The sequence below is a fragment of the Deltaproteobacteria bacterium genome (genome assembly GCA_009930495.1).
GTDB lineage: Bacteria > Desulfobacterota > Desulfovibrionia > Desulfovibrionales > Desulfomicrobiaceae > Desulfomicrobium.
In genome coordinates, this window is record RZYB01000010.1 from 1 (window position 1) to 24,699 (window position 24,699).

Sequence of the window (24,699 nt, forward strand, 5' to 3'; positions counted from 1 at the left end):
CTATTCGCAGGTCTTTTTCTCGGGCCAGGTTTTGGAACGCAACCTGTTCGGCATGGGCTACCAACTCGGTTTCAAGGGCACCATCAGCGCCAAATCCGCAGACTACACGGCGACCTTCTGGAACCCGCATTATGACGACACCAATCTTGGCGTGGGCGCGACGCTCTACAACACCAGCAATGAATACTCGGACTACGACAAGGAAGCCATGGGCGGGAAACTGCTCTTTGGCTACCCACTCGGCGAATACACCAACCTGTCCTGGAACTATCGACTCGAAAAGTACGTCATCGGAGACATCGATGACGACGCGGACAAGGTCATCAAGGACATCGAGGGCAGCAACTGGGCCAGCGCCCTCTACGCATCCATCAAGCGCGACACCACGGACCGGCGCATCAACCCCACCAAGGGCAACACGTATCAGTTTTCCACGGAATACGGAGGCGGCATCCTGGGCGGCGATGACGATTTCGTCAAATACATCGCGGATATGAACCACTATGTCCCCTTGTTCCTGGACACGGTGTTTCACTTCCATGCCCAAGGCGGCTATGTAATGAAAAACGGTAGTGAACGCATTCCTCCTTTCGAACGCTTCTACCTTGGAGGCATGAATTCCGTCCGTGGCTACGAAGAACGGACAGTGTCCCCCTTGTACGACGCCAAGGAAGGAAGCGAAGGCTACGAGGAAGGCGACGAGAAAGGCGGTACCAAACAATTTTTCATCAACGCGGAATATCTGGTGCCCCTGCACAAGGAAATGGGAATCCTGGGCGTTGTCTTTTTCGATGCGGGCAATGCCTGGGATGACGACGAATCCATTGACTTCGATCTCTACAAAAGCGTAGGCGCTGGAGTACGGTGGTATTCACCCCTTGGCCCGTTGCGCGTCGAGTACGGGTTCCCGCTGGATGAATTGCACGACGAGGAACGCAAGGGCCGCGTTGAATTTTCCGTGGGCCAGTTTTTTTAACCACAATCCACAATTTTATATGTCGAGGAGAATCGCATGCGTTTCATCATTTACAGCATTATTCTGTTCGCGTGCATGTGCACGGCGGTCAACGCGGAAACAAAAATCGGCTTCGTGGACATGAAGGCAGTTATTGCCAAATCCGAGCCGGGCATCAAGGCCATGGATTCGCTCAAATCCCAGTTCAAGGACATGAAAAGCAACCTGGACGCCCAAAAGAAATCCTTGGATACACTCAAGGAGGATTTGCAAAAACAGGCCATGATGCTCAGCCAGGAAGCCAAGCTGGAAAAAGAGAACCAATACAGACGCAAAATCCGGGATTTCCAGGACATGGGGCAAAGCTATCAGCGCAAGCTGCAACAAGCGGAACAAAATCTGTCAAAACCCATTATCGAAAAATTACTCACCATCTTGCAGGATTATGGCAAGAGAAACGGGTACACCGCCATCTTTGACAAACAGGGCAGCGCGATCATGTATCACGAAGCCAGCACGGACCTGACCGACGCGATCATTTCGGAACTCAACAAGGCCATGCGCGGCAAATAGCGGATCGATCATGCTCCTCTCCGACATCGCGACAACCCTTGGCCTGCGCCTCAAGGGGCTGGATACCGAGATCACCGGCGTCAACACCCTGGCCGACGCCACGTCCTCGGAACTGTCCTTTCTGGCCAACCCCAAATACGCCAGCCAGCTCGCGTCTACCCAAGCGGCGGCGGTCATCCTCGATGAAGCCCAGTCCAATCAGGTCGCCACGGCCCTGGTCAGCCATGCTCCATATCTGGATTTCGCGCGCTGCGTGCAGCTTTTCGCCAAACCGCAGGGTAGCTTTACCGGACAAAGCGAAATGGCGTCCATCCACGCCGAGGCGTCGGTCCACGACACTGCCACCGTGTACCCGTTCGCGACCGTTGGCCGGGGCGCTGTCATCGGAGCCAACGTCCAGCTCTTCAGCGGCGTTTATGTTGGCGAAAACTGCAGCGTCGGGGATGACACCATCGTTTACCCCAACTGTGTTCTCATGGCCGGAACACAGGTCGGCAAAAGGGTTATCGTGCACGCCGGCGCGGTTCTCGGCAGCGACGGTTTTGGTTTCGCCCAGGCCGATGCCGGCATGACCAAATTCCCGCAAATTGGACGGACCGTCATCGAGGACGATGTCGAAATCGGCGCCAACACGACCATCGACCGTGCGGCCCTAGGCGAAACGCGGGTTGGTCGGGGCACGAAAATCGATAATTTGGTACAACTTGGACACAATGTACGCGTCGGGCAAAACTGCCTCCTTGTATCCCAGGTGGGCATTGCTGGCTCGACAACCCTGGGCGATGGAGTCATCCTGGCCGGCCAGGTTGGCGTGGCCGGCCATATCCATCTGGGCGATGGATGCCGTATCGGCGCCAAATCCGGTATTGGCCAGGATGTTCCCGCTGGTCAGGACATGAGTGGCATCCCGATCATGCCGCACGGCACCTTCCTGCGCAGCTCGGCCATTCTGCCCAAGCTCCCGGACATGCGACGCAGACTGTCCAAACTCGAAAAGGAACTGGCCGCGCTTCAACAACACATCGCCAACTCAGGACAATCGTCATGATCACCAAACCCGAATCCGGCGAAATCGTCAGCCGCGACATCCTGGATCTTTTACCCCATCGCTACCCATTCCTGATGGTTGATCGCGTCTTGGCGTTCGAGCCCATGAAATCCATTCATGCCATAAAAAGCGTGACCATCAACGAGCCGTTTTTCCAAGGACATTTTCCAGCGTATCCGGTCATGCCCGGGGTGCTTATCCTCGAAGCCCTGGCCCAGGCCGGAGGTATCCTGGTCATCAAAAGCCTGCCACCCGAGGAAACAACGGGCAAAATCTTTCTTTTCACCGGCATGGAAAAGGTGCGTTTGCGCCGACCCGTGTTTCCCGGAGACCAACTCCATCTCCATGTCAACCATGAACGTCATAAACTGGGCATGTGGAAGACCAGCGCCAAGGCCCTTGTCAACGACAAGGTCGTGGCCGAGGGCATCCTCACCGCCTCCATTGTCGCGAGAGAAGCTTGATGAGCGTTACCATCCACCCCACCGCCATTGTTGCCTCGCAAGCCACTCTCGGGGTCGAGGTGATCGTTGGCCCCTATGCCATCATCGAGGGCCAGGTCCAGATCGGTGACGGCACCAGGATTGACGCCGGAGCACAGATCAAGCGCAATACAACCCTCGGAGCACACAACCACGTCCATTCCATGGCCTGTGTCGGAGGGGAGCCCCAGGATCTCAAATTCCATGGTGAAATCTCGTCGCTGATCATCGGGGACCGAAACAAAATCCGGGAGTTCTCGACCATCCATCGTGGTACCGAAGGCGGCGGTGGCATCACCCGGGTCGGTTCGGATAATTTAATGATGGCATACTCGCACATCGCCCACGACTGTCTGATCGGTGACTCCAACGTGCTGGCCAATGCCGCGACCCTGGCCGGGCATGTGACCATCGGCAGCGATGTCGTCATTGGCGGCCTCTCCGCCGTGCACCAGTTTGTCACCATCGGAGACTTTGCCTTCATCGGAGGCAAAACCGGCGTGCCCCAGGACGTTCCCCCGTTCATGCTCGCGGTTGGAGAACGCGCCACCCTGCGCGGACTCAACCTTATTGGCTTGCGCAGACATGGTTTTTCCTCCGAGGAAATCCACGCCCTGAAATCGACCTATAAATTGATCTGGCGCTCCAATCAGGAACGAAACGAGGTCATCCAACAGGTGGAAACGGAACTCGGACACTTCCCACAGGTCATGAAACTGCTCGAATTCATCCGCGCCAGCAAACGCGGCACCATCTCGCCCGAACGCATCTAGTCCTTAAAATTATGCCGACCACCCTTGGCGTTATCGCTGGCGGCGGGACCTTCCCCCACACCGTGGCCCAAACCGCTCACGCCCGGGGCTTCCGCGTCGTGGGCGTGGGTTTTCCATCCGATACACGGCCCGATTTTCCCAGCCAATGTGACGCCTTTTCCTGGCTCAAATTGGGCCAACTCGGACGTCTGATCGACTTTTTTCGTTCCCAACACGTCACCCAGGTGGTCATGGCCGGTCCAATCAACAAGCCCCGCGCCTTGGATTTGCGTCCTGATTGGCGCGCGGCCCGGATTCTCTTTTCCCTGGCGGCCAAGGGTGATGACGCAGTGCTCCGCGCCGCGACCGCCGAACTCGAACGCGAGGGCATGACCGTTGTCGGCGCCCATGAATTCACCCCGGATCTAACGGCGCCAGCCGGAGTCCTGACCCGTCGGGCTCCTTCGTCCCGCGAACAGGAAGACATCCGTTTGGGATGGACGTTGGCTTCGGCCTTGGGGAGCTTTGATATCGGCCAATGCCTAGTCATCAAGGACGGCATCGTCCTCGCGGTGGAAGCCATAGAGGGCACGGATGCGGCCATTGCCAGGGGTGGGCAGTTGGGTGGAGCGGGTAGCGTTGTTATCAAGCGATCCAAACCCGGGCAGGACTCCCGGCTGGATCTCCCCGCAGTGGGCCTGAACACCCTGCGTGGCATGGTCGCGGTGGGGGCTTCGTGTCTGGCCATCGAAGCCGGGCGGTGCCTCTTTTTCGACCGCGCTGAAACGCTGGATTTTGCCAACACGCACGATATCGCCATTGTCGGCCACATGGACGACGGCGGCACCATCACGGGCCCGTAACGGCCAAGTTCCCGGATTCCAACCGGGGAGGAGGCGGAGCCCCGCCGTCCGCCCCTCGAACACAACTCCAAAACACCCTAAACGGTTGTGCCCCGTCTGGTCAGCCCCAACGCCGAGACCACATTTTCCGCAGCCTGTCTGGTAAAGGCATCCACGGCCAGGGTTTCTTTTTCCTCGGAGCCAATAACCAACCGTGGCGCATTGGACAAAGCCGGGTCGGCGCTGATCCGATACTCCTTGGCAAAGGCATTTTGAAAATACAGATCCTGAAATCCCGAAAACTTGAGCGCATGCGCCGTGGAATCCAAGACCGCCAGTTCGTCGGCGGCGACAAGGCCCAATTCCTTGGCCTTGAGCAAACCGGCCAAACATTCGCCACCCTGGGTGCACGCAATATGGCCGTGCCGGTTGGCAAGCAGCATGGATTCTATGATTCGTTGCTCGCTGACCCGCACCACCTGGAACGCGCCAGCGCCAGCCAGGGCCTCGTAGGACCGGACCAAGGCCTCGACCCGGGGAAAGGACACGGGATTGCCGATCATGGCCGCCTGGGCCACGGACGGCTGAACCGTAACCGGAGCGTAGACGCGCTGTCCGGGCTCCTGGGCGTAATACCGAAAAACCGGATCGGCGTGTTCGGACTGAACGCCGAAGATACGCGGGAGCCGGTCAATAACCCCAAGTCGATGCAGCTTTAAAAATCCGCTCATGATCGCGGTGACATTGCCGGCGTTGCCTATGGGCACAAACACGGCTTTGCCCCGCAAATCCCAATCATACCATTGGGCAACCTCGTAGGCATAGCTCTCCTGCCCAAGAATACGCCACGCATTTTTCGAATTAAGTAATGCGACACGATAGTGGTCCGCTAGGTATTCAACAACCTTCATGCAGTCATCGAACACGCCGGGGATTTCCAAAACCATGGCGCCGCTACCCAAGGGCTGCGACAGCTGCTGGGCAGTAACCTTGCCCTTAGGCAGCAAAACCACGGACTTCAGCGGGTCACCCACATAGGCCGCGTACAGGGCCGCCGCCGCCGAGGTATCGCCCGTGGACGCGCAAATGGTGATGACGTGCTCCCAACCGTGCCTGGCGACCAAATGCCGCAAATAAGAAAACGCGCAGGCCATGCCACGATCCTTGAAGGACGCGGACGGATTCTGGCCATCGTTTTTGAACGCCATCTGGTGCCCAACCAAATCCTCGAGCGCCGTGGAGGACCTGATAATGGGGGTATTGCCCTCGCCAAGGTAAACAATATCGGCCTCGCCCAAAACCGGCGCCATCAGCTCGTAGAAACGGAAAATACCGCGCAGGGCCGGGTTCTTCGTCGCGGCGCGATGATCGAATACCGCGCGCCACTCTTCTCCGGAAGTACTCCGCATCTCCTCGAAGCGCGTATCTTCAAGCAAAAAAACCCCCCGACACGAGGGGCAGGTATAATGCAATTCATCGATGGGAAATCTTTTCCCGCACCCCAGACAGACATACTCCATTTTCCCGCGATATTCGGGAAATTTGTTGGACTCTCGCATCGCACGTTCCCTCGTTGCCTATGATATCAAGCCAGCAAACGGTCCACGACCGCGCCGACAAAAACAAACACCGCCACAAAACCATTCATCGTGAAAAAAGCGAAATTAACCCGGCTCATGTCCGCGGGAGAAATCAGGCGATGCTCCCAAAGCAAGACGACGGCGGCCACCGAGGCCACGCCGGCAAAAATACATCCCGCTCCGGCCGCCCAGCCCGCGAGCAAAAAAAAGATACCGGCCATGGCATGGGCAAAAGTGGAAAGGGCCAAGGCCGTGGGGACGCCCAAACGGGCAGGCAGCGAATGCAACCCCACCTGACGGTCGAAGGCTTCATCCTGGCATGCATACAATATATCAAAGCCAGCGACCCACAGGGTCACACCCAGGACAAGAAGAATTGGAGCCAGGGCTAGGTGCGGGGTCACGGCGAACCATCCGGCCAAGGGAGCCAAGCCCAAGACGGATCCCAGAAAAAAATGGCACAAATGGGTAACCCGCTTGGTCAGGCTGTACAAGGCCGACCACAACAAGGCCACGGGAGCCAGGATCAGGCAAAGGGTGTTCATACCCCAACAGGCCACAGTGAATACTATCGCGCACAATGTGATGAACACCAGGGTTTGCGCGACCGTCAGGTCCCCCGTAACCAAAGGGCGATCCTTGGTTCTGGGATTGATGGCATCAAAACGCAGGTCCAGGACCCGGTTCATGGCCATGGCGAAGGAACGGACCGCCACCATTGCCAGTGTCAAAAAACCGAACACACGAAACCCAGGCCAGCCGCCCTCGGCCCACAACATGCCCAAATACGCAAACGGCAGGGCAAAAATCGAATGCTCGATCTTGACCATGCGTGACAACAGCATCGCGATTGCCCATATTCGACGCACAGTGACCTCCTAAGCCACCTCGACCTTGAGAAAACGCTTTTTCCCCACTTTGAGCACATACGTCCCCTCGGTGAAGAGAAAAGCAAAATCATCTTCCTTCCGGCCATCAATGGATACGGCCGCCTGCTTGCACATCCGCCTGGCGTCGCCCTTGGATGGACAGACACCGCTTCCACTCAACACGTCGACCAAAGACGTGCCGGCGGCAATCTCATAAACCGGAATGTCCTCGGGAATCCCCTGCTGGGCGAAAACGGAATTGAATCCAACCCGAGCCGCCAAGGCTGCTTCCGCGCCATGAAAACGCGTCACGATCTCCTGGGCCAAATCCTCCTTGACGGTCTTGGGATGCGCCTCGCCAGCATCGACCTGCTGGCGCAGGTTTTCGATCTCGTTCAAGGATTTGTCCGACAGGAGCTCAAAATAACGCCACATGAGATTGTCGGAAATGGACATGAGCTTGCCAAACATATCCGCTGGCGCCTCGTCGATCCCAACGTAATTCCCCAGGGACTTGCTCATTTTCTGGACACCATCCAGGCCTTCGAGAATCGGCATGGTCAGGACAACCTGAGCGGCCTGCCCATGCTCGCGCTGGATGTGCCGTCCCATGAGCAAATTAAATTTTTGATCCGTGCCACCAAGTTCGACATCCGCCCGCAAGGCCACGGAATCATACCCCTGGACAAGGGGATAGAGAAATTCGTGAATGGAAATGGGCTGATTCCCCTTGAAACGCTTGTCAAAATCATCACGCTCCAGCATGCGGGCGACCGTATAACGGGAGCACAGCTCGATAAAATCGGCGGCCGTGAACGAATCCATCCATGACGAATTAAAGGCGATCTCGGTCTTGGATGGATCCAGGATCTTGAAAATCTGCCTTTTGTACGTTTCGGCGTTGCGCAACACCTCGGCCCGGGTCAATTTTTTACGGGTTTCGGACTTGCCTGTGGGATCTCCGATCATACCCGTGAAATCACCGATTAGAAAAACAACCTGATGTCCTAATTCCTGAAAATGTTTCAGCTTCTGAATAAGGACCGTGTGCCCGAGATGCAAATCAGGCGCGGTCGGGTCAAACCCGGCCTTGACCCGCAACGGCTCGCCCCGACGCAGTTTGGCCACAAGTTCTTCTTCGTTGATAATCTCCACGCTTCCACGCCGAATTTGTCCAAGCTGCCGCTCCAGCTCTTGATCTATCATACGTCCATCCGCTCGCTTGCTGCTGTATATTTCCATGCCGTGATACTTCGGCATCGCCCCTCGTCCACATCGGCCAGCACTCCGTTGAGCATGCACTCGCCCCCGGCCACGACAAATCGCTGGGGGCGGCACGACCGAAATTTATTCAAAATAATGTCATTATCCATGCCCAAACATGAATTCATGGGACCGCACATGCCCAGATCCGTGATAAACCCGGTTGCACCGTCCAAAACACAGGCATCGTTGGTCTGGACATGCGTATGCGTTCCCACCACAAGTCCAGCCCGGCCACGAAGCATATGGGCCAAGGCCCGCTTTTCGGAGGTGGCCTCGGCGTGCACGTCAACCACGACCACGGCACCCGCCGGGACATCGGCCATGAGGCGTTCCGCCACGGCAAAAGGACAATCCACCGCGCTCATGAACGTCCGCCCTTGGAGATTGATGACCACCAGCGGAGGATGCCCCTCGACGGCATAAATACCAAAACCCGTCCCGGGAGAGGGATCGGGATAATTCGCAGGGCGCAACAGCCAGGGCTCGGACCGCAGCACATCCTGGATATCCGGAAACTTCCAAATATGGTTACCGCTGGTCAACACATCGACCCCATGGCGGCGCAGCTCCCGCGCGCTTTTGGCGGAAAGGCCCAAGCCGCCGGAGGCGTTCTCCGCATTGGCCAGGACGGCATCCAGGTGCAACTCACGACGCAAACGCGGCAGATGGTCTCTCACCATCTGCCGCCCGGGTCTGCCGACAATATCTCCAAGGAACAAAAGACGCATCTTCTTACTTGGCGATGCCCACCGCGCGCTTCTCACGGATCACCGTGACCCGGATCTGGCCGGGATAAGTCATTTTTTCCTCGATTTGCTTGGCGATATCCTTGCTCAGCAAATAAACCTGATCATCGTTCACCGCGTCACAGTCGACCGTGACCCGGACTTCTCGACCCGCCTGGATGGCAAAGGCCCTTGTCACGCCTTGGAAACCGGTGGCGATTCCCTCCAGTTCCTCCAGGCGCTTGACGTAGCTCTCGAGCAATTCCTTGCGGGCCCCCGGACGCGCGCCGGAAAGGCTATCCGCGGCCTGGACCAGAACGGCCAACACGCTCTTTGGCGGAACATCCTCGTGATGGGCGGCAATGGCGTTCACAATGTCGCTGGCCTCGTTGTACTTCTTGGCGATATCGGCCCCAATGAGCGCATGAGGGCCTTCAACCTCGTGATCCACGGCTTTGCCCAAATCGTGCAACAGACCGGCGCGCTTGGCCTTTTTAACATCCAGACCCAATTCGGCCGCCATGATGCCACACAAAAAAGCAACTTCGAGGGAATGCTGCAACACGTTCTGGGTGAAGCTTGTCCGGAATTTCAACTGCCCAAGCAAACGCACAATTTCCGGATGAATGCCATGAACACCCAGATCAAACGTGGCTTGCTCACCGATTTCCCGGATCTGCACATCCATTTCTTTTTCGACCTTCTTGACCACATCCTCGATCCGCGCGGGGTGAATGCGCCCATCGCTGATCAGACGCTCCAGGGAACGCTTGGCGACTTCCCGCCGCAGCGGACTATAGGCGGAAAGAATGACCGTTTCGGGAGTATCGTCGATGATGAGATCCACGCCAGTGGCGGCCTCCAAAGCGCGAATATTGCGTCCTTCCCGGCCAATAATCCGTCCCTTCATGTCCTCGCTGGGCAGTTCCACGGCACTGACCGTATGCTCCGAAACATAATCCCCAGCATAACGCTGCACGGCGCTGGCGATGATCATCTGCGCCTTGCGATGCGCCGTTTCCTGCGCTTCGACCTCGATGACGCGGACCATTTTGGCCGCTTCATGGCGGGCCTTGCTTTCGATATCCTGAATCAAGCGGGCCCGCGCCTCGTCGGCCGTAAGCCCGGAAATTTCTTCAAGCTTGCTTTGCTGCTCGGAAATAACATCCTGCAATTGCGCCTCTTTTTCATCAATAGCCCGTTCCTGGCGCGCGACTTTCTTTTCCAGGTTGACCAGCTCGCTTTCCTTCAAAGCCAAGCTTTCCAACTTTTTTTCCAGCCTCTCCTCCTTGCTTTGCAAGCGGGCTTCATTTTTCTTGAATTCGCGCTCGCGGTCCTTGGCGTCCTGCTCAACTTCTTTTTTCAGGGCGAAGATTTCGTCCTGCCCTTGGAGCAAAAGCTCTTTCTTCTGCGCCTGAGCCTCTTTCTTGGCCTCGTCGAGGATACGTTCGGACAAATTTCGAGCGTCCTCAAACTCTTGATCCATCAAATACTTCTTGAACCAAAAACCCACGACACCGCCGAGACCAATACAGATAAACGCGGTGATAATTACTTGGCTTGCCATGAATACTCCTTGGCGGGCTATATTTCGTAAGGCCGAGCCTCGGCCATGGGACGGCGGCCATAACCTATAATCGGCATTCCCGGCGCGCCGTGACTTGCAAATGGGGGGAGAGAATACGGAGCGAATCTGGCGAGAGACTAGACGAGTCAACCTACAGAAAAGCCCCGGAAGGCAGTGTTGGGAATCATTTTGAACCTCTTTTATGAAGAGGGGGTTGGCTACGATCCATCAGACTTCTCTGCCGAAGCAGAGCATGCACACCAGGACCATTGGAAGCTACCCAATATGCGCTTTATTGGCTCAAAAACGCATTACCAATCACTAACCTTCCAGGGTTAAAAATATCACTTTTCTGATATATCTATTCGAGAGACAATTTGCTGCAACCGGGCCTCAAGTTGCTGCAATTTATCTTTATCAAGCAAATAATCGTCAGCCAAGCTCAACGCCAAATACGTCAGCAATCGCTCCTTGCTCAGATGTCGTCCTCGATTTTCAAGGTCATCGTATCGACTTTGAAGAAAATCTACCGCCTTGTTCAATCTCTCGGGCGGGGCCTCGGTCGAAAAGGACAAGTCCAGACCGAGAACGTGTATATTGTATCCGGGCATTAATCGGTCGTATCAACGTCTTGAAGCCTCTTCAAGATATTTTCGATGCGCGCGAGGACCGCTTCCTTGGCTTGGCGCTCTTTTTCGAGGTCCTCTTGAAGCTGCATGTTCTCAAGCTTCAGCGCGTCTTGGCGTTCAAGTAAAAATTCTATCTTTTCAGTGAGTTGTGTTAAAATATCCATAGACATCCCTAATTGTTGGATCTAATTATTTATTTTTCCGTTCGAGATTTGCCTGACGTGCGCGGGCCACGCACAGCGCTCCATCCGGTACAGCTTTCGTCACCACGGACCCGGCTCCAACGACGGCATGCGCACCGACCACCACGGGAGCGACCAAGGCGGTATTGCTTCCGATAAACGCCCCATCCTTGATCTCGGTTCGATGTTTGCGGGCCCCATCATAATTGCAAGTAATCGTTCCCGCCCCGATGTTCACCCCCTGACCAATGTCACTATCCCCCAGATAGGACAAGTGACCGGCCTTGGCACCCTCATGCAAAACAGTATTTTTCACTTCGACAAAATTTCCAACCCTGGCCTTGGCGCCAATCACGGCGCCCGGCCGCAATCGCGCGAACGGTCCGACAACTGAGTCATCATGAACCACCGCGCCTTCAATATGGGAAAAGGATTTCACTTGGCAAGCTCGAAGCGAGGCATCCTTGATCCAACAATGAGAAGCAATCCGCGTTCCGTGACCGATATGCGATCGTCCATAGATTTCGCAGGGCCCCATGATTTCGACTCCAGGTTCAAGCACGACATCCGGGCCGATAAAAACCCCCTGAGCGTTGCGGATGATCACCCCGCTGGTCTGCCACGCGGTCACGAGTGTTTCACGCAGAGCCGCCTCGCGGTCAACCAATTCTCGAGGGGAATTCACCCCAAGCAAATCCTGGGGACGATCATACTCCACGCCTATCACAGGCAGACCGGACTGAATACACAATTCGAGCATTTGCGTGATATAAAACTCGCGTTGCGCATTATTCTGATCGATTTTCCCCAAAAGCGGCCCACACTTGGCGACATCGAAAACATAAATCCCTGAGTTTACCTCCCGGATGTCCCCTCGAATTGACCGGTCAAAATCTTTCTCCTCGACAATTCCCAAAACATCTCCGGAATCGGAGCGGATTACCCGACCATAGCCAGAAGGGTTCTCCAGGGAAATACTCACAAAACCCATGCCCGCAGACGAGTCGTGACAACGCCGCGCAAGATGCTCGACGGTTTCCAGCGGAACAACGGGCGTGTCTCCGTTGACAACACATAAAAAGTCGAGCTTCGCGGCCTGAATTTGTGGCCAGGCCACGGCCAAGGCATGGCCTGTTCCCAGCTGTTCCCGCTGAACAACAAATTGCCTGTTTTCGGGCTCGAAAGCCGCGCGCACCATCTCCGCCTTATGCCCGATTATTGTCCAAATCCTGTCATTGGAAACGCGTTGCAAAGCATCAAAAACATGTCCAAGTAACGGTTTACCCAATATTGATTGCAACACTTTGGGCTGATCGGAATGCATCCGTGTCCCTTTTCCTGCAGCCAAAATCAAAAAACCAAGCGAAAATTTCACGTAGCGCCTCCGTACCTGGCGGATAATCCGCTGACAGCAAAAGAAATACAAGAAGGAATCGCACACGGCAATGGCAGAAACCGCAAAAAAAAGGCAGGCTTGTAACAGCCTGCCTTTTTCTTCTCTGTGAAGCGACTGCCTACATCCGGCAGGTTCCCTCGCTCACGGCGTTTTGTCGGCATTTCATTCTGTGCAATGCCCTGGCCATGGCAGCCTGAGCCGCTGCGTAATCCAATTTCTCCTGCTGCTGCTTGGCGCGCTGCTCTGCTCTTTCCTGGGCTCTGCGCGCCCGTTCCAGATCTATATCTTCAGCCTTTTCAGCCACTTCAGCAAGAACCGTCACTTTTGCGGGAGAGACTTCGGCAAACCCACCGGCAACAAATACGTAGTATTTCTTGCCATTCAGTTTGTAATAAAGGCTCCCGATACCAAGCGCGGAGAGAAACGGGATATGATCGGGCAGAACGCCAAACTCGCCATTGATGCCCGGAGCACCGACATAGTCGACCTCTTCCTTGAGCACCCTCTTGTCCGGCGTCACTATTTCAAGCGTAATTGTTTTTGCCATCTCAATACCCCAGCGCGGATGATTTACATTTTCTTGGCGTTTTCCAGTGCCTCGTCAATTCCGCCAACCATGTAGAAGCATGCTTCCGGGATGGCATCATGCTTGCCGTCGATGATTTCCTTGAAGCCCTTGATGGTATCCTCAAGTTTCACGTAACGACCTTCCTTGCCGGTGAACTGGGCCGCGACAAAGAACGGCTGCGACAAGAATCTCTGGATCTTACGAGCACGGGAAACGGTCAACTTGTCTTCGTCGGACAATTCGTCCATGCCGAGAATGGCAATGATATCCTGCAAATCTTTGTATTTCTGCAGGATGCGCTGTACGGCACGCGCGGTCATGTAATGATCCATGCCGATAACGTTCGGATCAAGGATGCGGGACGTGGAGTCCAGCGGGTCAACAGCGGGATAAATACCAAGTTCCGCAATCTGACGAGACAGAACCAGGGTTCCGTCAAGATGCGAAAAGGTCGTGGCTGGGGCGGGGTCGGTCAAGTCATCGGCGGGCACGTAAACGGCCTGCACCGACGTGATGGAGCCCTTGTTCGTGGAGGTGATGCGTTCCTGCAATTCGCCCAGGTCGGTACCCAGTGTCGGCTGGTAACCAACAGCGGAAGGCATGCGGCCAAGCAGCGCGGACACTTCCGAGCCAGCCTGAGTGAAACGGAAAATGTTATCAACGAACAGGAGCACGTCCTGATTTTCTTCATCACGGAAGTATTCCGCTGCGGCCAAACCGGTCAGGGCAACACGGGAACGAGCTCCCGGAGGTTCGTTCATCTGTCCGTAGACCAAGCAGGCTTTATCCAGAACACCCGCGTCAATCATTTCATGGTACAAGTCGTTTCCTTCACGAGTACGCTCGCCAACACCCGCGAACACGGAAATACCACCGTGGTTCTTGGCGATGTTGTTGATCATTTCCATGAGGATAACGGTCTTGCCAACGCCGGCGCCACCGAACAGGCCCATCTTGCCACCCTTGGGGAAGGGAACCAGTAAGTCGATAACCTTGACGCCTGTCTCCAGCACCTCGATCTTGGTGGACTGCTCGGTAAAGCCAGGAGCGGGGCGATGGATGGAGTAGGTCTTTTCAGCGGAAATCGGACCCTTTTCGTCCACGGGCCGACCCACAACATTCAGAATGCGGCCCAGGGAGGCCTTGCCGACCGGTACCTGAATCGGAGCGCCGGTGTCCTTGCCAATCTGACCGCGCACCAAGCCATCCGTGTTGTCCATCGCGATGCAGCGGACGACATTGTTTCCAAGATGCTGCGCGACTTCGACTACAAGGTTGTCCTCGGCGTCATCAATGGTCGGATTGGTGATCAAAATCGCACTTAAAATGTTTGGGAGTTTGCCCTCGGCAAACTCAAGGTCAACAACAGGCCCGATGACCTGTACTATTTTTCCGGTAGTAGCACTCATGCGTTATGCCCCCTTATCCTTTCAGTGCCTCGGCACCGCCTACGATGTCCATTAATTGTGTGGTGATGCTGGCCTGCCGAGCCTTGTTGTAGACAAGGGTTAGGCTGCCGACCATTTCATCGCAGTTCTTTGTTGCGTTATCCATAGCCGACATACGTGCAGCATGCTCGCTGGCGGATGTATCAAGCAACCCTCTGTACATCTGAACCTTCACATACCTGGGCAGCAATTCTGCCAACAAACCTTCAACGGAAGGTTCAAAGATATACTCGCTGGAAGCGCCCCCCCGTGCCTCGTCCGCCTCGGAGGTTTCCGCTGGCAGAATCTGGGCGGTCGTTGCTTCCTGCCGAGCGATGCTCACAAACTTTCCGTAGACGATGTGTACTTCGTCAAATTGCCCGGCGAGGTATCCATCAATAACGAGATTACCTGTTTCGCTCGCCAGCTGAAAATCAAAATTAGTCATATTTTCAGCATATTGCGCAACGATTTCAAAACTCGTCTTACGGATGAAATCCCGTCCCTTCTTTCCAATGCAGATAAACTTGACGGTCTTGCCATCTGCTTCCTTTTGCTTTGCCAGCTTGGATGCCGCGACACAAATGTTCGCGTTGAAGCTGCCACACAATCCCTTGTCCGAAGTGACCAAAACAATTCCCACATTTTGGATCACGTCGCGCTTTTCAAGCAAGGGGTGGACACTGGCGTCCGCGCGGGAAGCCAGATCGATAAGAATGTCATTAAACTTATCGGCATAGGGACGGAAGCGCTCAATTCGGCTCTGAGCACCGCGCAGCTTGGCGGAAGCGACCATGTTCATCGCCTTCGTGATCTGCTTGGTCTTCTTGACACCGACGATCTTGTTCTGAATGTCCCTCAGTGATGCCATTTATGACTCCTTAAACGACCTAGGCTTTAAAACCGGCTTTAAACTCCTCAATCGCAGCAGCCAGCTTCTTTTCGGTTTCAGCGCCAAGATCCTTGGTCTGGACGATTTCGGCCAGCACGTCGGACTTCTGATTGCGCATGAATTCCACAAGTTCGTTACCGAAACGGATGGCGTCCGCGACAGCGATGTCATCAAGGAAGCCGCGTGTTCCCGCGTAAAGCACCGAGACCTGTTCCTCGACCTGCATCGGCTGATACTGGGCCTGCTTCAGCAATTCCACGAGACGCTCGCCACGGGTCAGCTTGGTCTTGGTGGCCTTGTCCAGGTCGGAACCGAACTGGGCGAAAGCGGCCAGTTCGCGGTACTGGGCAAGATCCAAGCGGAGGGTGCCGGCAACCTTCTTCATGGCCTTGATCTGGGCAGCGCCGCCAACTCGGGACACGGACAAACCAACGTTGATGGCGGGACGGATACCAGCCATGAACAAGTTGGGCTCAAGATAAACCTGGCCATCGGTGATGGAGATAACGTTGGTCGGAATGTACGCGGAGACGTCACCGGCCTGGGTTTCGATAACCGGCAGCGCTGTCAGGGATCCAGCGCCAAGGCTGTCATTGACCTTGCAGGCGCGTTCCAGCAGACGGGAATGCAGATAGAAAACGTCGCCAGGGAAGGCTTCACGTCCCGGAGGACGGCGGAGCAACAGGGACATCTGGCGATACGCCACGGCCTGCTTGGACAGATCGTCGTAAACGATCAGGGCGTGCTTGCCATTGTCGCGATAGAATTCCGCCATGGTGCATCCGCAATAGGCGGCGATGAACTGCAAGGGCGCGGGTTCGGAAGCGGTGGCGGAAATAATGGTGGTGTATTCCAGGGCGCCGCCCTTGCGCAGGGCCTCGACAACCTGGGCGACAGTGGACCGCTTCTGGCCGATGGCAACGTAGAAGCAATGAATGTCACTGTTCTTCTGAGCCAGGATGGCATCGACACCAACAGCTGTCTTGCCGACCTGACGGTCGCCAATGATCAATTCGCGCTGACCGCGTCCGATGGGCGTCATGGCGTCGATGGCCTTCAAACCCGTGTACATGGGTTCATGCACGGACTTACGGGCAATGATGCCAGGCGCCTTGATTTCGACGTTCCGGAACATGTCGGTTTGAATCGGTCCCAGGCCATCAATGGGGCGGCCAAGAGGATCGATAACACGACCCATGACCGCGTCGCCAACGGGAACCTGGAAAATCCGACCCGTGCGTTTGACTGTGTCGCCCTCGTTGATGTGCACGGCGTCACCCAGAAGAGCGACACCAACGGAGTCTTCTTCCAGGTTCAAAACCATGCCCATGACGCCGCCGGGGAACTCCAGAAGTTCCATGGCCATCGCGTTCTCGCAGCCATAGACGCGGGCAATACCATCACCCACGGACAGGACCACGCCAGTTTCACTCATCTCAACCTTTTTCTCGTAATTCTTGATCTGGCCTTCGATGATCTGGCTAATTTCTTCTGCTTTAATCTGCATAGCCTCTACTCACCCCTTTTGATATTTTCTTTCAAAATCTGGAGCTGCGCCCGAATGCTCGCGTCAAGGACACGGTCCCCGATTTTAAGCATCAGCCCGCCAATGATGTCCTGATCAACGTCGTAATCAAGGATCACCTTCCGACCGGACTCCTTCTGCAATTTATCAACAACATTCTTCTGGACATTGTCGGCCAACTTGACCGCCGTCACCAACTTGCCCCGAAGAACACCTTGGGCTGAATCCAAAAGCATACTGTACGATGCGTTGATCTCGGGGAGAAAGGCCAGCCTGTTCTTATCCGCCAACAGCAGACAAAAATTCCGAACCATGGCGCACGGCGCGATTTTGTCCAGAACCTTAATGATGACCCCTCTCTTTTCTTCCACCCCAAAAATCGGGTTACGGAAGATCCGCGTGAGTTCAGGCGCATTTTCCAGGACCCCAGCCAGCTTCGCCAAGTCGTCACCATACTGTGCGATGGCCGTCTTTTCAGACTGCGCCCGCGCAACGGTGAACAACGCCTTGGCGTACCGTCTCGCTACGATGTTCCCAGTCAATTGAGCACCACCTTTTTAAGATATTCGTTGACCAAATCTTCGTGATCTTTCTTCTTGAGCTGCTTTTTGACGAGATCCTCGGCGGCCTCGACAATCTTTTCGGCTAATTCGGCCCGGATTGAGTCAATAGCCAATTTGGCTTCCTGCGCGGCCGCGATTTCGGCCTGCGCCTTGATCTGAATCGCCTGCGTTTCGGCCTTTTCCACGATAGCCTGCTTCATGGCCTCGCCCTGGGCCTTGGCATCGGTAAGAATCTTGGCTTTTTCGGCCTCGAGATTCGCGATGCTCGCCTCGACTTCCACAAGCTTGCGCTCGGCATCTTCCCGACGCCCATCAAGATCGGAAAGATCCGTCTCGATCTGCTTGGTGCGGCCACTCAGAAAGTCCGCCAAACGTTTCCCGGCAAGCTTGTAGATCAAAAATCCCACGATGCCGAAATTGATGAATCGATAGAGAAGATCCAGCAGCTTATTGTGCCCGCCTTCTTCCCCACCACTGGCAAAGGCCGCCACGGCACAGAAAACCAGCACTGCCGTCACCAATCCGACAGTCTTGAACTTTTTCAAAATTCCGCCCTCCTTTATGAAAAGTACAACCACTGCATGCACGACAAGCCGTTTCAGCACAAAAAATCACGCCCGGCTCAAAACCTTGTGCGTCACATCCTTCGCGTAGCTCCCAACTTCGGCCCGCAAGGACTTGAGCGCTGCCTGCTTCTGGGCTTCGATTTCCTTCCTGGCCACGGCCAGCTTCTCGGCGGCCTCACCAGCGGCACGAGACAACGCGGCCGTTTCAGCGGCAACCCCTTCTTCCTTGAGGGACATGCGGACGGTCTGGGCTTCTGCCCGGCTTCCACCCAAGGCGTCCTTGTAGCTCCGCAGCTTGGCATCCGCGTCAGCGGCAAAACCCTCGATGGAACGCAGCTTCTCGTCCATGACTTCGGCACGCTTCTTGAGAATGCCCCGGATAGGCCGATACAGAATCAGGTTCAGGACCGTCAAAATGACCAAAAAATTTACAAGTTGAACAAAAAACGTGTAATCGAGATCAATCATGCCGCCCCCTCAAAAGTATGTGAATTTTTGTTCAAAGTCACAGCGGCTTTAGCCGATTCCCCATATCGTGTCAAAACCTTTTTAAATAATCACCACTATAAAAGCGTGGTGACGTCTTGGTTTACGCGCTTTGTCCAGAATTTCACGTGCCTAGTCCGCACGCATCCTCACAACACGGCCAGCCGTGTCGCGATTTGCGCCCGAGGCAAAATTCGCCACCCTTGCCCCCAGGACGGTTGACATCAGGTCTTGAACACAAAACGGCGCATGCTCACGTTCAACACAACGCCAATCATGCAAAAATTCACCAGGGAAGAACTACCGCCATAACTAATAAACGGTAATGGGATCCCCACCACCGGCATGATCCCGAGGACCATGCCCATATTGATGAGAATTTGCCAAAAAAAATAGAAAAACACGCCGGCCGCGAGCAACCCTCCGAACTCTTCCTTGGCTTCCATGGCCGTGGCATAAATTTGATATAAAAAAGCACAGAAAAGCCCCAGCAGCACCATGGACCCGACAAAACCCCATTCCTCCCCAAAAACGGCAAACGCGAAATCCGTGTGCTTTTCCGGCAGGAACCGAAGTTGGCTTTGTGTCCCCCCGAGAAATCCCTTGCCCCAAAACCCGCCGGAACCAATGGCGATCTGGGATTGGATAATGTGGTAGCCCGAGCCCAGGGGGTCATTGCCCGGATCCAAAAAAGTCAAAATACGTTGTTTTTGATAATCGTGGAGAAAAAACCACCCAAAAGGCAGGATACAAGGGATCGTGATCAACAAGGTCCTCAAGACAGCCGGTCGCAGCCCCTTGAACAAAATCATGCCACCCAAAATCAACAGCACGTTCAAGGATGATCCCAAATCGGGCTGTTTGACAATAAGCATGGCGGGGATGAGCCCAATCATCAGTGCCTTGATCAAATTGAACCAGCCGAGTCGGCCTTCGATGCTGGCCAAAATCCGCGCCCCAAGGATCAAAACGGCGATCTTGACCATTTCCGTGGGCTGGAGATTAAAAAGTCCGAAGTCAAGCCAGCGCTTCGCGCCATATATAATCTTTCCGAAAAGAGCGACGCCAACCAGCAAAGCCAGCGCCATCGCATACAGCGGCCAGGAAATCGCCTTGAAGTGGCGGTAGTCGACCAGCAAGACCACGGCCATGGCCAGGGCACTGACCGCCCCCCACAACATTTGCTTGCTGAAATAATCATCGACAGCCAAGCCCTCGGAAACACGCAACGTGCTGGCCGAATACAGGTTCAACGCGCCAACAAAAAAAAGGACTGCGGTCAATCCGAGAAGTGCCCAACTGATATGAAAAAAAAGACGGCGATCAAACATCATGGCTCCTCACTGCGCGGAGTGGTCGCTGAAAATGGCGTCCAGTACGGCGCCGGCGACAGGGCCGGCATCGGCTCCGCCATGCCCGCCATGCTCGATCATGACCGCGACGGCATACCGCTTTCCATCCTTTTCCGCGAAACAAGCTATCCAGGCATGGTCCCGGTATTTATACGGAATTTCGTGCGTCTGCTTTTTCTCATACCGATCCATGAGTTTCACCACCTGTGCCGTGCCTGTTTTCCCACCAATCCGAACACCCTGTCGTCGGACCAGACGCGCGGTTCCGCGCTCCTCCTCGACAGTGGCGACCATGGCCTCGAGAATCAGGTTGCGATTGACGTCCGACAAGGGCAAGGAGCCCACGACGTCAGGTTCACCAGGCAACAGCAGCGTGGGACGCAACAGTTTTCCTCCGTTGGCCAACGCCGCCACGAATCGAGCCACCTGCAGCGGCGTGGTCAAGGCGTAGCCCTGGCCAATGGAAAAATTAAGCGTTTCACCACCTTGCCACTTTTCGCCAAAACGCTTCAACTTCCAGGCGCTGGTGGGCATGAGCCCCGAGCGTTCGTGCGGCAATTCGATCCCGGTCCTCGCGCCGAATCCGCACAGGGTCGCGTACTCGCTGATCCGGTCAACCCCGAGCTGCTCGCCAACAACATAATAATAGACATCACAGGACTCGCGCAGGGATTTCCAAAAATCAACCTTGCCGTGCCCACCCCGTTTCCAACAGCGGAAAAATCTTTGCCCGAGCTTGTACTTGCCGGTGCAGTACACGGTGGACGACGGCGTCACCACACCTTTTTCCAAGGCCAAGCCCGAAACCACCAGCTTGAAAACCGATCCAGGGGGATACGCGCTCTGGATCGGCCGATTTTGCAAGGGATGCAGGTCATCCTCCACAAGCTCGTCCCATTTCGCGTGGCTGATTCCGACCACGAATTCATTGGGATCGTAACTCGGCAGGCTGACTTGCGCCAACACGCGGCCCGTGTCGGCGTTCATGGCCACGACCGCTCCGACCTTGCCCTCCAGGGCCTTGGTAGCGGCTTCCTGGAGGGGCAGGGAAATACTCAGCGTCAGGTCCTCGCCCATGACGGGCTGCGCGAGAACCTTGGAGGACAAAACCCGGCCCGAGGCATCGACCTCGAATTCTTCCAGCCCCTTTTCCCCCCGCAAGCGGCGCTCCAGGACATATTCCACCCCTTGCTTGCCGACATCGTCACCGAGTTGCAGACTAGCGTCGTTGTTGAGTTCATCCTCGTTGGCCCGCGCCACATACCCCAGAATATGCGCCAGGGTCTGTCCATAGGCGTACGATCGTCTTGGACGGACAGCGATACGCAATCCGGGCCAATCGCCCAAATGCGTTTCCACCACCGCCACCAACTCAAAGGAAATGTTGGAAACAAGGATCTGTTCCTCGAAGGGCTTTGTCCGCCGCTTGCCCAGTTCAAAAGCCTTTTGCAATTCGTCGCGGGGCTGACCGGTCCAGAGAGCCACCTGGTCCAGGGTTTTGGGGATGTCCGAGCAGTCTTCCCGAATGAGGGCCAGGGCATAGGCTGGCGTGTTCTCGGCCAACAGAATTCCATTCCGATCCCGGATGAATCCCCGCGGCGAAAACATGGAGCTCTGCCGTGTCCGGTTATCCTGGGCCCGTTCCTTGTAGAATTCGCTCTTGTAAATCTGCAAATACCACAAGCGGATGCCGAAAACGCAAAACAACAGCGCCACCAAAAGCAAAAGCAACGGTGGGCCAGAAAACAATTCCGGCCGTCTGGTTGGGGTATCAAACGCGCCCATGGGGCATCACTTTCCGATAGACAAACAAGGATATCGCCCACGTCAGGACGTAGCTCGACCATTGGCGGAAGACCCAAGGCCAGGGGTCGGGCAGCCGCGTGGCTATTTCCTGGAAGGAAATGGCTCCGGCCAAAACCACATACAGCCAGCCAGCCAGCCCAAGGGAAAACGTCAGGATGAAAAGCGGATTTTCAGGCTCAAGCAGCCATTGCGAGACAAAAAAAAGAACAAACAATCCCGCATAAAACAAAAGCGATGTCCCAAATGCCAAGCTGCCAGCCCCTTCGTGCAGAAAAATCCACAACACGGCCACGGACAGCGCCTGCCACAACCGTCGAAATTGGAGGCAGACCAGCACCCCGGGAGACAAAAAATCATGCCCCCCCGACAGTTCCTGGGCCCAGACCGCGCACGTCATATACGCGCCCCACCAAAAAAAAGAGGGAAGCACCGCCATTTTGGGCGTGTCATGCTGATCCGGATTGAGTTTCACGGCCAAGTTATTGGCGCCGGCCGGAAGCGCCGGCCTTGGCCGCGCCAGGCGTGGACACGGCGGAAGTGCCGCGATCCACTGGCGCCGTTGCGTTGTTTCCGGTCGCGTTGCCAACTACGGCCTCGGCCTTCGGAGCGGACTCGCGACTCAGCACGAGCAGCTCTTCATAATAGCGCAAGGCAAGGATGGGTTCGGCATAGACCTGTTGAAAAAGAGAAACATCGGATGGGGTAACCTCCACCACTCGGGCCACGGGAATCCCCTTGGGAAAGACACCGCCCATGCCGGAACTGATCAAGATCTCCCCCGGGACAACGGAATCATTGCGGGGGATGAACTTGACTTCAAGAAACGCGCCCGCGCCCGCCCCCTGCACAATGGCGGGAACCCGCCCCTCGCTGGTAATGACGGGAATACGGCTTGAGGCATCGGACAGAAGCAGCACATTGGAAAAAAAAAGCCCGGGCTTGACAACGCGGCCAACAATCCCCCGGGGGGAAATAACCGGGGCGTGCTCGCGTACCCCATGCGCCGAGCCCAAATCCACGAGCACCGTTTCGAGAACCGCGTTTGGCCCCAGCTTCTGGCCAACAACCCGACATCCGCGCGCGCTCCAGCCCGGCTCGGGCGCAAACCGAAGCAAGCCGGCTATCCGATCGGCAAACTTGGCTTTTTCCGAGACGCGGCCAAGCGCCTGCTCCAGCTCGCGCACCCTGCCCGCAAGGTCCTCGTTTTCCTGGCGCACGCCGACAAGATAGATATACCGGGACCAAAAATCATCGAAATTGCTCTGGGCCCATCTGCCAGGCGCCAAAAGCCAACCGCTGATATCCAGGCCGATCATCGCGCCCACGTCATCCAGATGACCTGTTTTCCAATTCCAGGTGTAAATGGAAAAATATAAAACCAGGGGCAGGATAAAAAAACAGATCAGGCGTTTAAACCGCGACGACATCACGCTACTCGATGGTTACCTCACGCAGGACATCCAGATTGTCCAAGACCTTGCCCGAACCCAGGGCCACGGTTGACAGGGGGTCCTCGACCACGGTGATGGGCAGGGAGGTCTCTTCCCGCAACAAAGAATCCAATCCCTTGAGCAAGCCGCCGCCACCTGTCAGAACTATGCCCCGATCGACGATGTCCGCGGCCAGTTCCGGCGGAGTCTGTTCCAGGGCGATGCGCACGGCCTGAACGATGGAATCCACGGGCTCGGAGATGGCCTTGCGCACTTCCTCCGAAGTGATGGTGATATTCTGCGGAATGCCGGAAACCAAATCCCGACCCTTGACGTCCATCACCAATTCCGGATCCAGGGGATAGGCGGAACCAATCGTCACCTTGATATCCTCGGCCGAGCTCTCACCGATGAGCATGTTGTACTTGCGCTTGACGTGCTGCAAAATCGCTTCGTCCATTTTATCGCCGCCAATGCGCACGGACTTGGCGTAGACAATGCCGGCCAGGGAAATGACCGCGACCTCGGTTGTCCCCCCCCCGATGTCCACGACCATGTTCGAAGTCGGCTCGGTGATGGGCAGATCCGCGCCAATGGCCGCGGCCATTGGCTCCTCGATCAAAAATACTTCGCGCGCGCCGGCACTCTGGGCCGATTCGCGCACGGCCCGCTTCTCGACCTGGGTAATTCCCGTGGGCACGCAGATCACGATACGCGGCCGGACAAGACGCCGGCTGTTATGGACCTTGGAAATGAAATGGCGCAACATGGCCTCGGTCACCTCGAAATCAGCGATGACCCCGTCTTTCATCGGCCGGATGGCCACGATATTGCCAGGAGTCCTGCCGAGCATGCGCTTGGCTTCGCTGCCCACCGCCAGAACCTTGTTCGCGCCTCGATTATCACGCTTGACCGCGACCACCGACGGCTCGCGAAGAACGATCCCCCGACCCCGGACATACACGCACGTGTTCGCCGTGCCCAGATCAATGGCCAAATCGTTCGAAAAAAAACCCAAAATCTTATCCAAAATTCTGGACATAGTATTCCTCTTTACTCATGTTCAACGTGGTTCGTCGGAACCAGCGCATACTGTGCGGAACGATGGACGCCCCGGATTCGGGGAAACGAGCGGAAAACGGCGTACGGCAAGCTCTTTTGCCTACCAAAACTCCCCCAGGCAGGCAACCATCGCCCGGACGGGATCAACCACCAACC

26 protein-coding genes and 1 other RNA gene are annotated in these 24,699 nt (G+C 55.9%); 6 read left to right on the plus strand and 21 right to left on the minus strand.

All coding sequences use genetic code 11. From position 1 onward, the window contains the following. From EOL86_02080 to EOL86_02105, 6 genes are all read left to right on the plus strand, one after another. The coding region (locus EOL86_02080) for an outer membrane protein assembly factor BamA (GenBank protein ID NCD24371.1) at positions 1-976 on the plus strand (976 nt) is incomplete at its 5' end. A gap of 36 nt (positions 977-1,012) precedes the next feature. Further along, the gene (locus EOL86_02085; GenBank protein NCD24372.1) at positions 1,013-1,528 is read left to right on the plus strand and encodes an OmpH family outer membrane protein; all 516 of its coding nucleotides are present in this window, start codon (positions 1,013-1,015) and stop codon (positions 1,526-1,528) included. A gap of 10 nt (positions 1,529-1,538) precedes the next feature. After that, positions 1,539-2,576 (plus strand): UDP-3-O-(3-hydroxymyristoyl)glucosamine N-acyltransferase, encoded by a 1,038-nt coding sequence (lpxD, locus tag EOL86_02090; GenBank protein NCD24373.1) that lies wholly within the window; start codon positions 1,539-1,541, stop codon positions 2,574-2,576. Further along, entirely contained in the window at positions 2,573-3,040 is a 468-nt protein-coding gene (fabZ, locus tag EOL86_02095) for a 3-hydroxyacyl-ACP dehydratase FabZ (protein NCD24374.1), read from the plus strand. Before lpxD ends, fabZ begins: the two co-directional genes overlap by 4 nt. Next, positions 3,040-3,831 (plus strand): acyl-ACP--UDP-N-acetylglucosamine O-acyltransferase, encoded by a 792-nt coding sequence (locus EOL86_02100; protein ID NCD24375.1) that lies wholly within the window; start codon positions 3,040-3,042, stop codon positions 3,829-3,831. Before fabZ ends, EOL86_02100 begins: the two co-directional genes overlap by 1 nt. A gap of 11 nt (positions 3,832-3,842) precedes the next feature. Then, positions 3,843-4,673: an LpxI family protein gene (locus EOL86_02105; protein ID NCD24376.1), complete on the plus strand. Its 831-nt coding sequence runs from the start codon at positions 3,843-3,845 to the stop codon at positions 4,671-4,673. Between the two features lie 77 nt (positions 4,674-4,750). On the opposite strand, the gene thrC is transcribed toward EOL86_02105, so the two are convergent. The 21 genes from thrC to EOL86_02210 form a co-directional block, all read right to left on the minus strand. Then, on the minus strand, positions 4,751-6,211 hold the full coding sequence (thrC, locus tag EOL86_02110; protein NCD24377.1) for a threonine synthase: 1,461 nt from the start codon (positions 6,209-6,211) through the stop codon (positions 4,751-4,753). Positions 6,212-6,237: 26 nt separating this feature from the next. Further along, positions 6,238-7,083, minus strand: coding sequence for a 4-hydroxybenzoate octaprenyltransferase (locus EOL86_02115; GenBank protein ID NCD24378.1), 846 nt, complete (start codon positions 7,081-7,083; stop codon positions 6,238-6,240). 27 nt (positions 7,084-7,110) lie between these two features. Further along, the gene (locus EOL86_02120; GenBank protein ID NCD24379.1) at positions 7,111-8,307 is read right to left on the minus strand and encodes a tyrosine--tRNA ligase; all 1,197 of its coding nucleotides are present in this window, start codon (positions 8,305-8,307) and stop codon (positions 7,111-7,113) included. Continuing rightward, a complete protein-coding gene (locus EOL86_02125; GenBank protein ID NCD24380.1) occupies positions 8,304-9,095 on the minus strand; it encodes a YmdB family metallophosphoesterase in 792 nt (263 codons plus the stop codon). The genes EOL86_02120 and EOL86_02125 overlap by 4 nt, the downstream gene beginning before the upstream one ends. 4 nt (positions 9,096-9,099) lie before the next feature. Then, entirely contained in the window at positions 9,100-10,659 is a 1,560-nt protein-coding gene (gene rny / locus EOL86_02130; protein NCD24381.1) for a ribonuclease Y, read from the minus strand. A 157-nt stretch (positions 10,660-10,816) separates the two neighbouring features. Further along, positions 10,817-10,998: non-coding RNA, 6S RNA (gene ssrS / locus EOL86_02135), on the minus strand. A gap of 5 nt (positions 10,999-11,003) precedes the next feature. After that, on the minus strand, positions 11,004-11,270 hold the full coding sequence (locus tag EOL86_02140) for a cell division protein ZapA (GenBank protein NCD24382.1): 267 nt from the start codon (positions 11,268-11,270) through the stop codon (positions 11,004-11,006). Beyond that, on the minus strand, positions 11,270-11,452 hold the full coding sequence (locus tag EOL86_02145; protein ID NCD24383.1) for a hypothetical protein: 183 nt from the start codon (positions 11,450-11,452) through the stop codon (positions 11,270-11,272). The genes EOL86_02140 and EOL86_02145 overlap by 1 nt, the downstream gene beginning before the upstream one ends. A gap of 25 nt (positions 11,453-11,477) precedes the next feature. Then, positions 11,478-12,845: a UDP-N-acetylglucosamine diphosphorylase/glucosamine-1-phosphate N-acetyltransferase gene (gene glmU / locus EOL86_02150; protein NCD24384.1), complete on the minus strand. Its 1,368-nt coding sequence runs from the start codon at positions 12,843-12,845 to the stop codon at positions 11,478-11,480. 139 nt (positions 12,846-12,984) lie between these two features. Next, the gene (locus tag EOL86_02155) at positions 12,985-13,413 is read right to left on the minus strand and encodes a F0F1 ATP synthase subunit epsilon (GenBank protein NCD24385.1); all 429 of its coding nucleotides are present in this window, start codon (positions 13,411-13,413) and stop codon (positions 12,985-12,987) included. Between the two features lie 23 nt (positions 13,414-13,436). Further along, positions 13,437-14,843: a F0F1 ATP synthase subunit beta gene (atpD, locus tag EOL86_02160; protein ID NCD24386.1), complete on the minus strand. Its 1,407-nt coding sequence runs from the start codon at positions 14,841-14,843 to the stop codon at positions 13,437-13,439. Positions 14,844-14,856: 13 nt separating this feature from the next. Further along, entirely contained in the window at positions 14,857-15,732 is an 876-nt protein-coding gene (locus EOL86_02165; protein ID NCD24387.1) for a F0F1 ATP synthase subunit gamma, read from the minus strand. Positions 15,733-15,751: 19 nt separating this feature from the next. Further along, positions 15,752-17,260, minus strand: coding sequence for a F0F1 ATP synthase subunit alpha (locus tag EOL86_02170; protein NCD24388.1), 1,509 nt, complete (start codon positions 17,258-17,260; stop codon positions 15,752-15,754). Positions 17,261-17,265: 5 nt separating this feature from the next. Beyond that, positions 17,266-17,820 (minus strand): F0F1 ATP synthase subunit delta, encoded by a 555-nt coding sequence (locus EOL86_02175; protein NCD24389.1) that lies wholly within the window; start codon positions 17,818-17,820, stop codon positions 17,266-17,268. Continuing rightward, complete coding sequence (locus EOL86_02180; GenBank protein NCD24390.1) at positions 17,817-18,386, minus strand: F0F1 ATP synthase subunit B; 570 nt, start codon at positions 18,384-18,386, stop codon at positions 17,817-17,819. The genes EOL86_02175 and EOL86_02180 overlap by 4 nt, the downstream gene beginning before the upstream one ends. A gap of 66 nt (positions 18,387-18,452) precedes the next feature. Continuing rightward, on the minus strand, positions 18,453-18,875 hold the full coding sequence (locus EOL86_02185) for a hypothetical protein (GenBank protein ID NCD24391.1): 423 nt from the start codon (positions 18,873-18,875) through the stop codon (positions 18,453-18,455). A gap of 242 nt (positions 18,876-19,117) precedes the next feature. After that, positions 19,118-20,224 (minus strand): rod shape-determining protein RodA, encoded by a 1,107-nt coding sequence (gene rodA, locus EOL86_02190; protein ID NCD24392.1) that lies wholly within the window; start codon positions 20,222-20,224, stop codon positions 19,118-19,120. A gap of 9 nt (positions 20,225-20,233) precedes the next feature. Then, positions 20,234-22,030 carry a penicillin-binding protein 2 gene (mrdA, locus tag EOL86_02195; GenBank protein NCD24393.1) on the minus strand — a complete coding sequence of 599 codons (1,797 nt, stop codon included), beginning with the start codon at positions 22,028-22,030 and terminating at the stop codon, positions 20,234-20,236. Next, complete coding sequence (locus EOL86_02200) at positions 22,017-22,529, minus strand: hypothetical protein (protein NCD24394.1); 513 nt, start codon at positions 22,527-22,529, stop codon at positions 22,017-22,019. Before EOL86_02200 ends, mrdA begins: the two co-directional genes overlap by 14 nt. A gap of 1 nt (position 22,530) precedes the next feature. Then, a complete protein-coding gene (locus EOL86_02205) occupies positions 22,531-23,478 on the minus strand; it encodes a rod shape-determining protein MreC (protein ID NCD24395.1) in 948 nt (315 codons plus the stop codon). A 4-nt stretch (positions 23,479-23,482) separates the two neighbouring features. Next, complete coding sequence (locus EOL86_02210) at positions 23,483-24,523, minus strand: rod shape-determining protein (protein ID NCD24396.1); 1,041 nt, start codon at positions 24,521-24,523, stop codon at positions 23,483-23,485. Positions 24,524-24,699 lie beyond the last annotated feature (176 nt).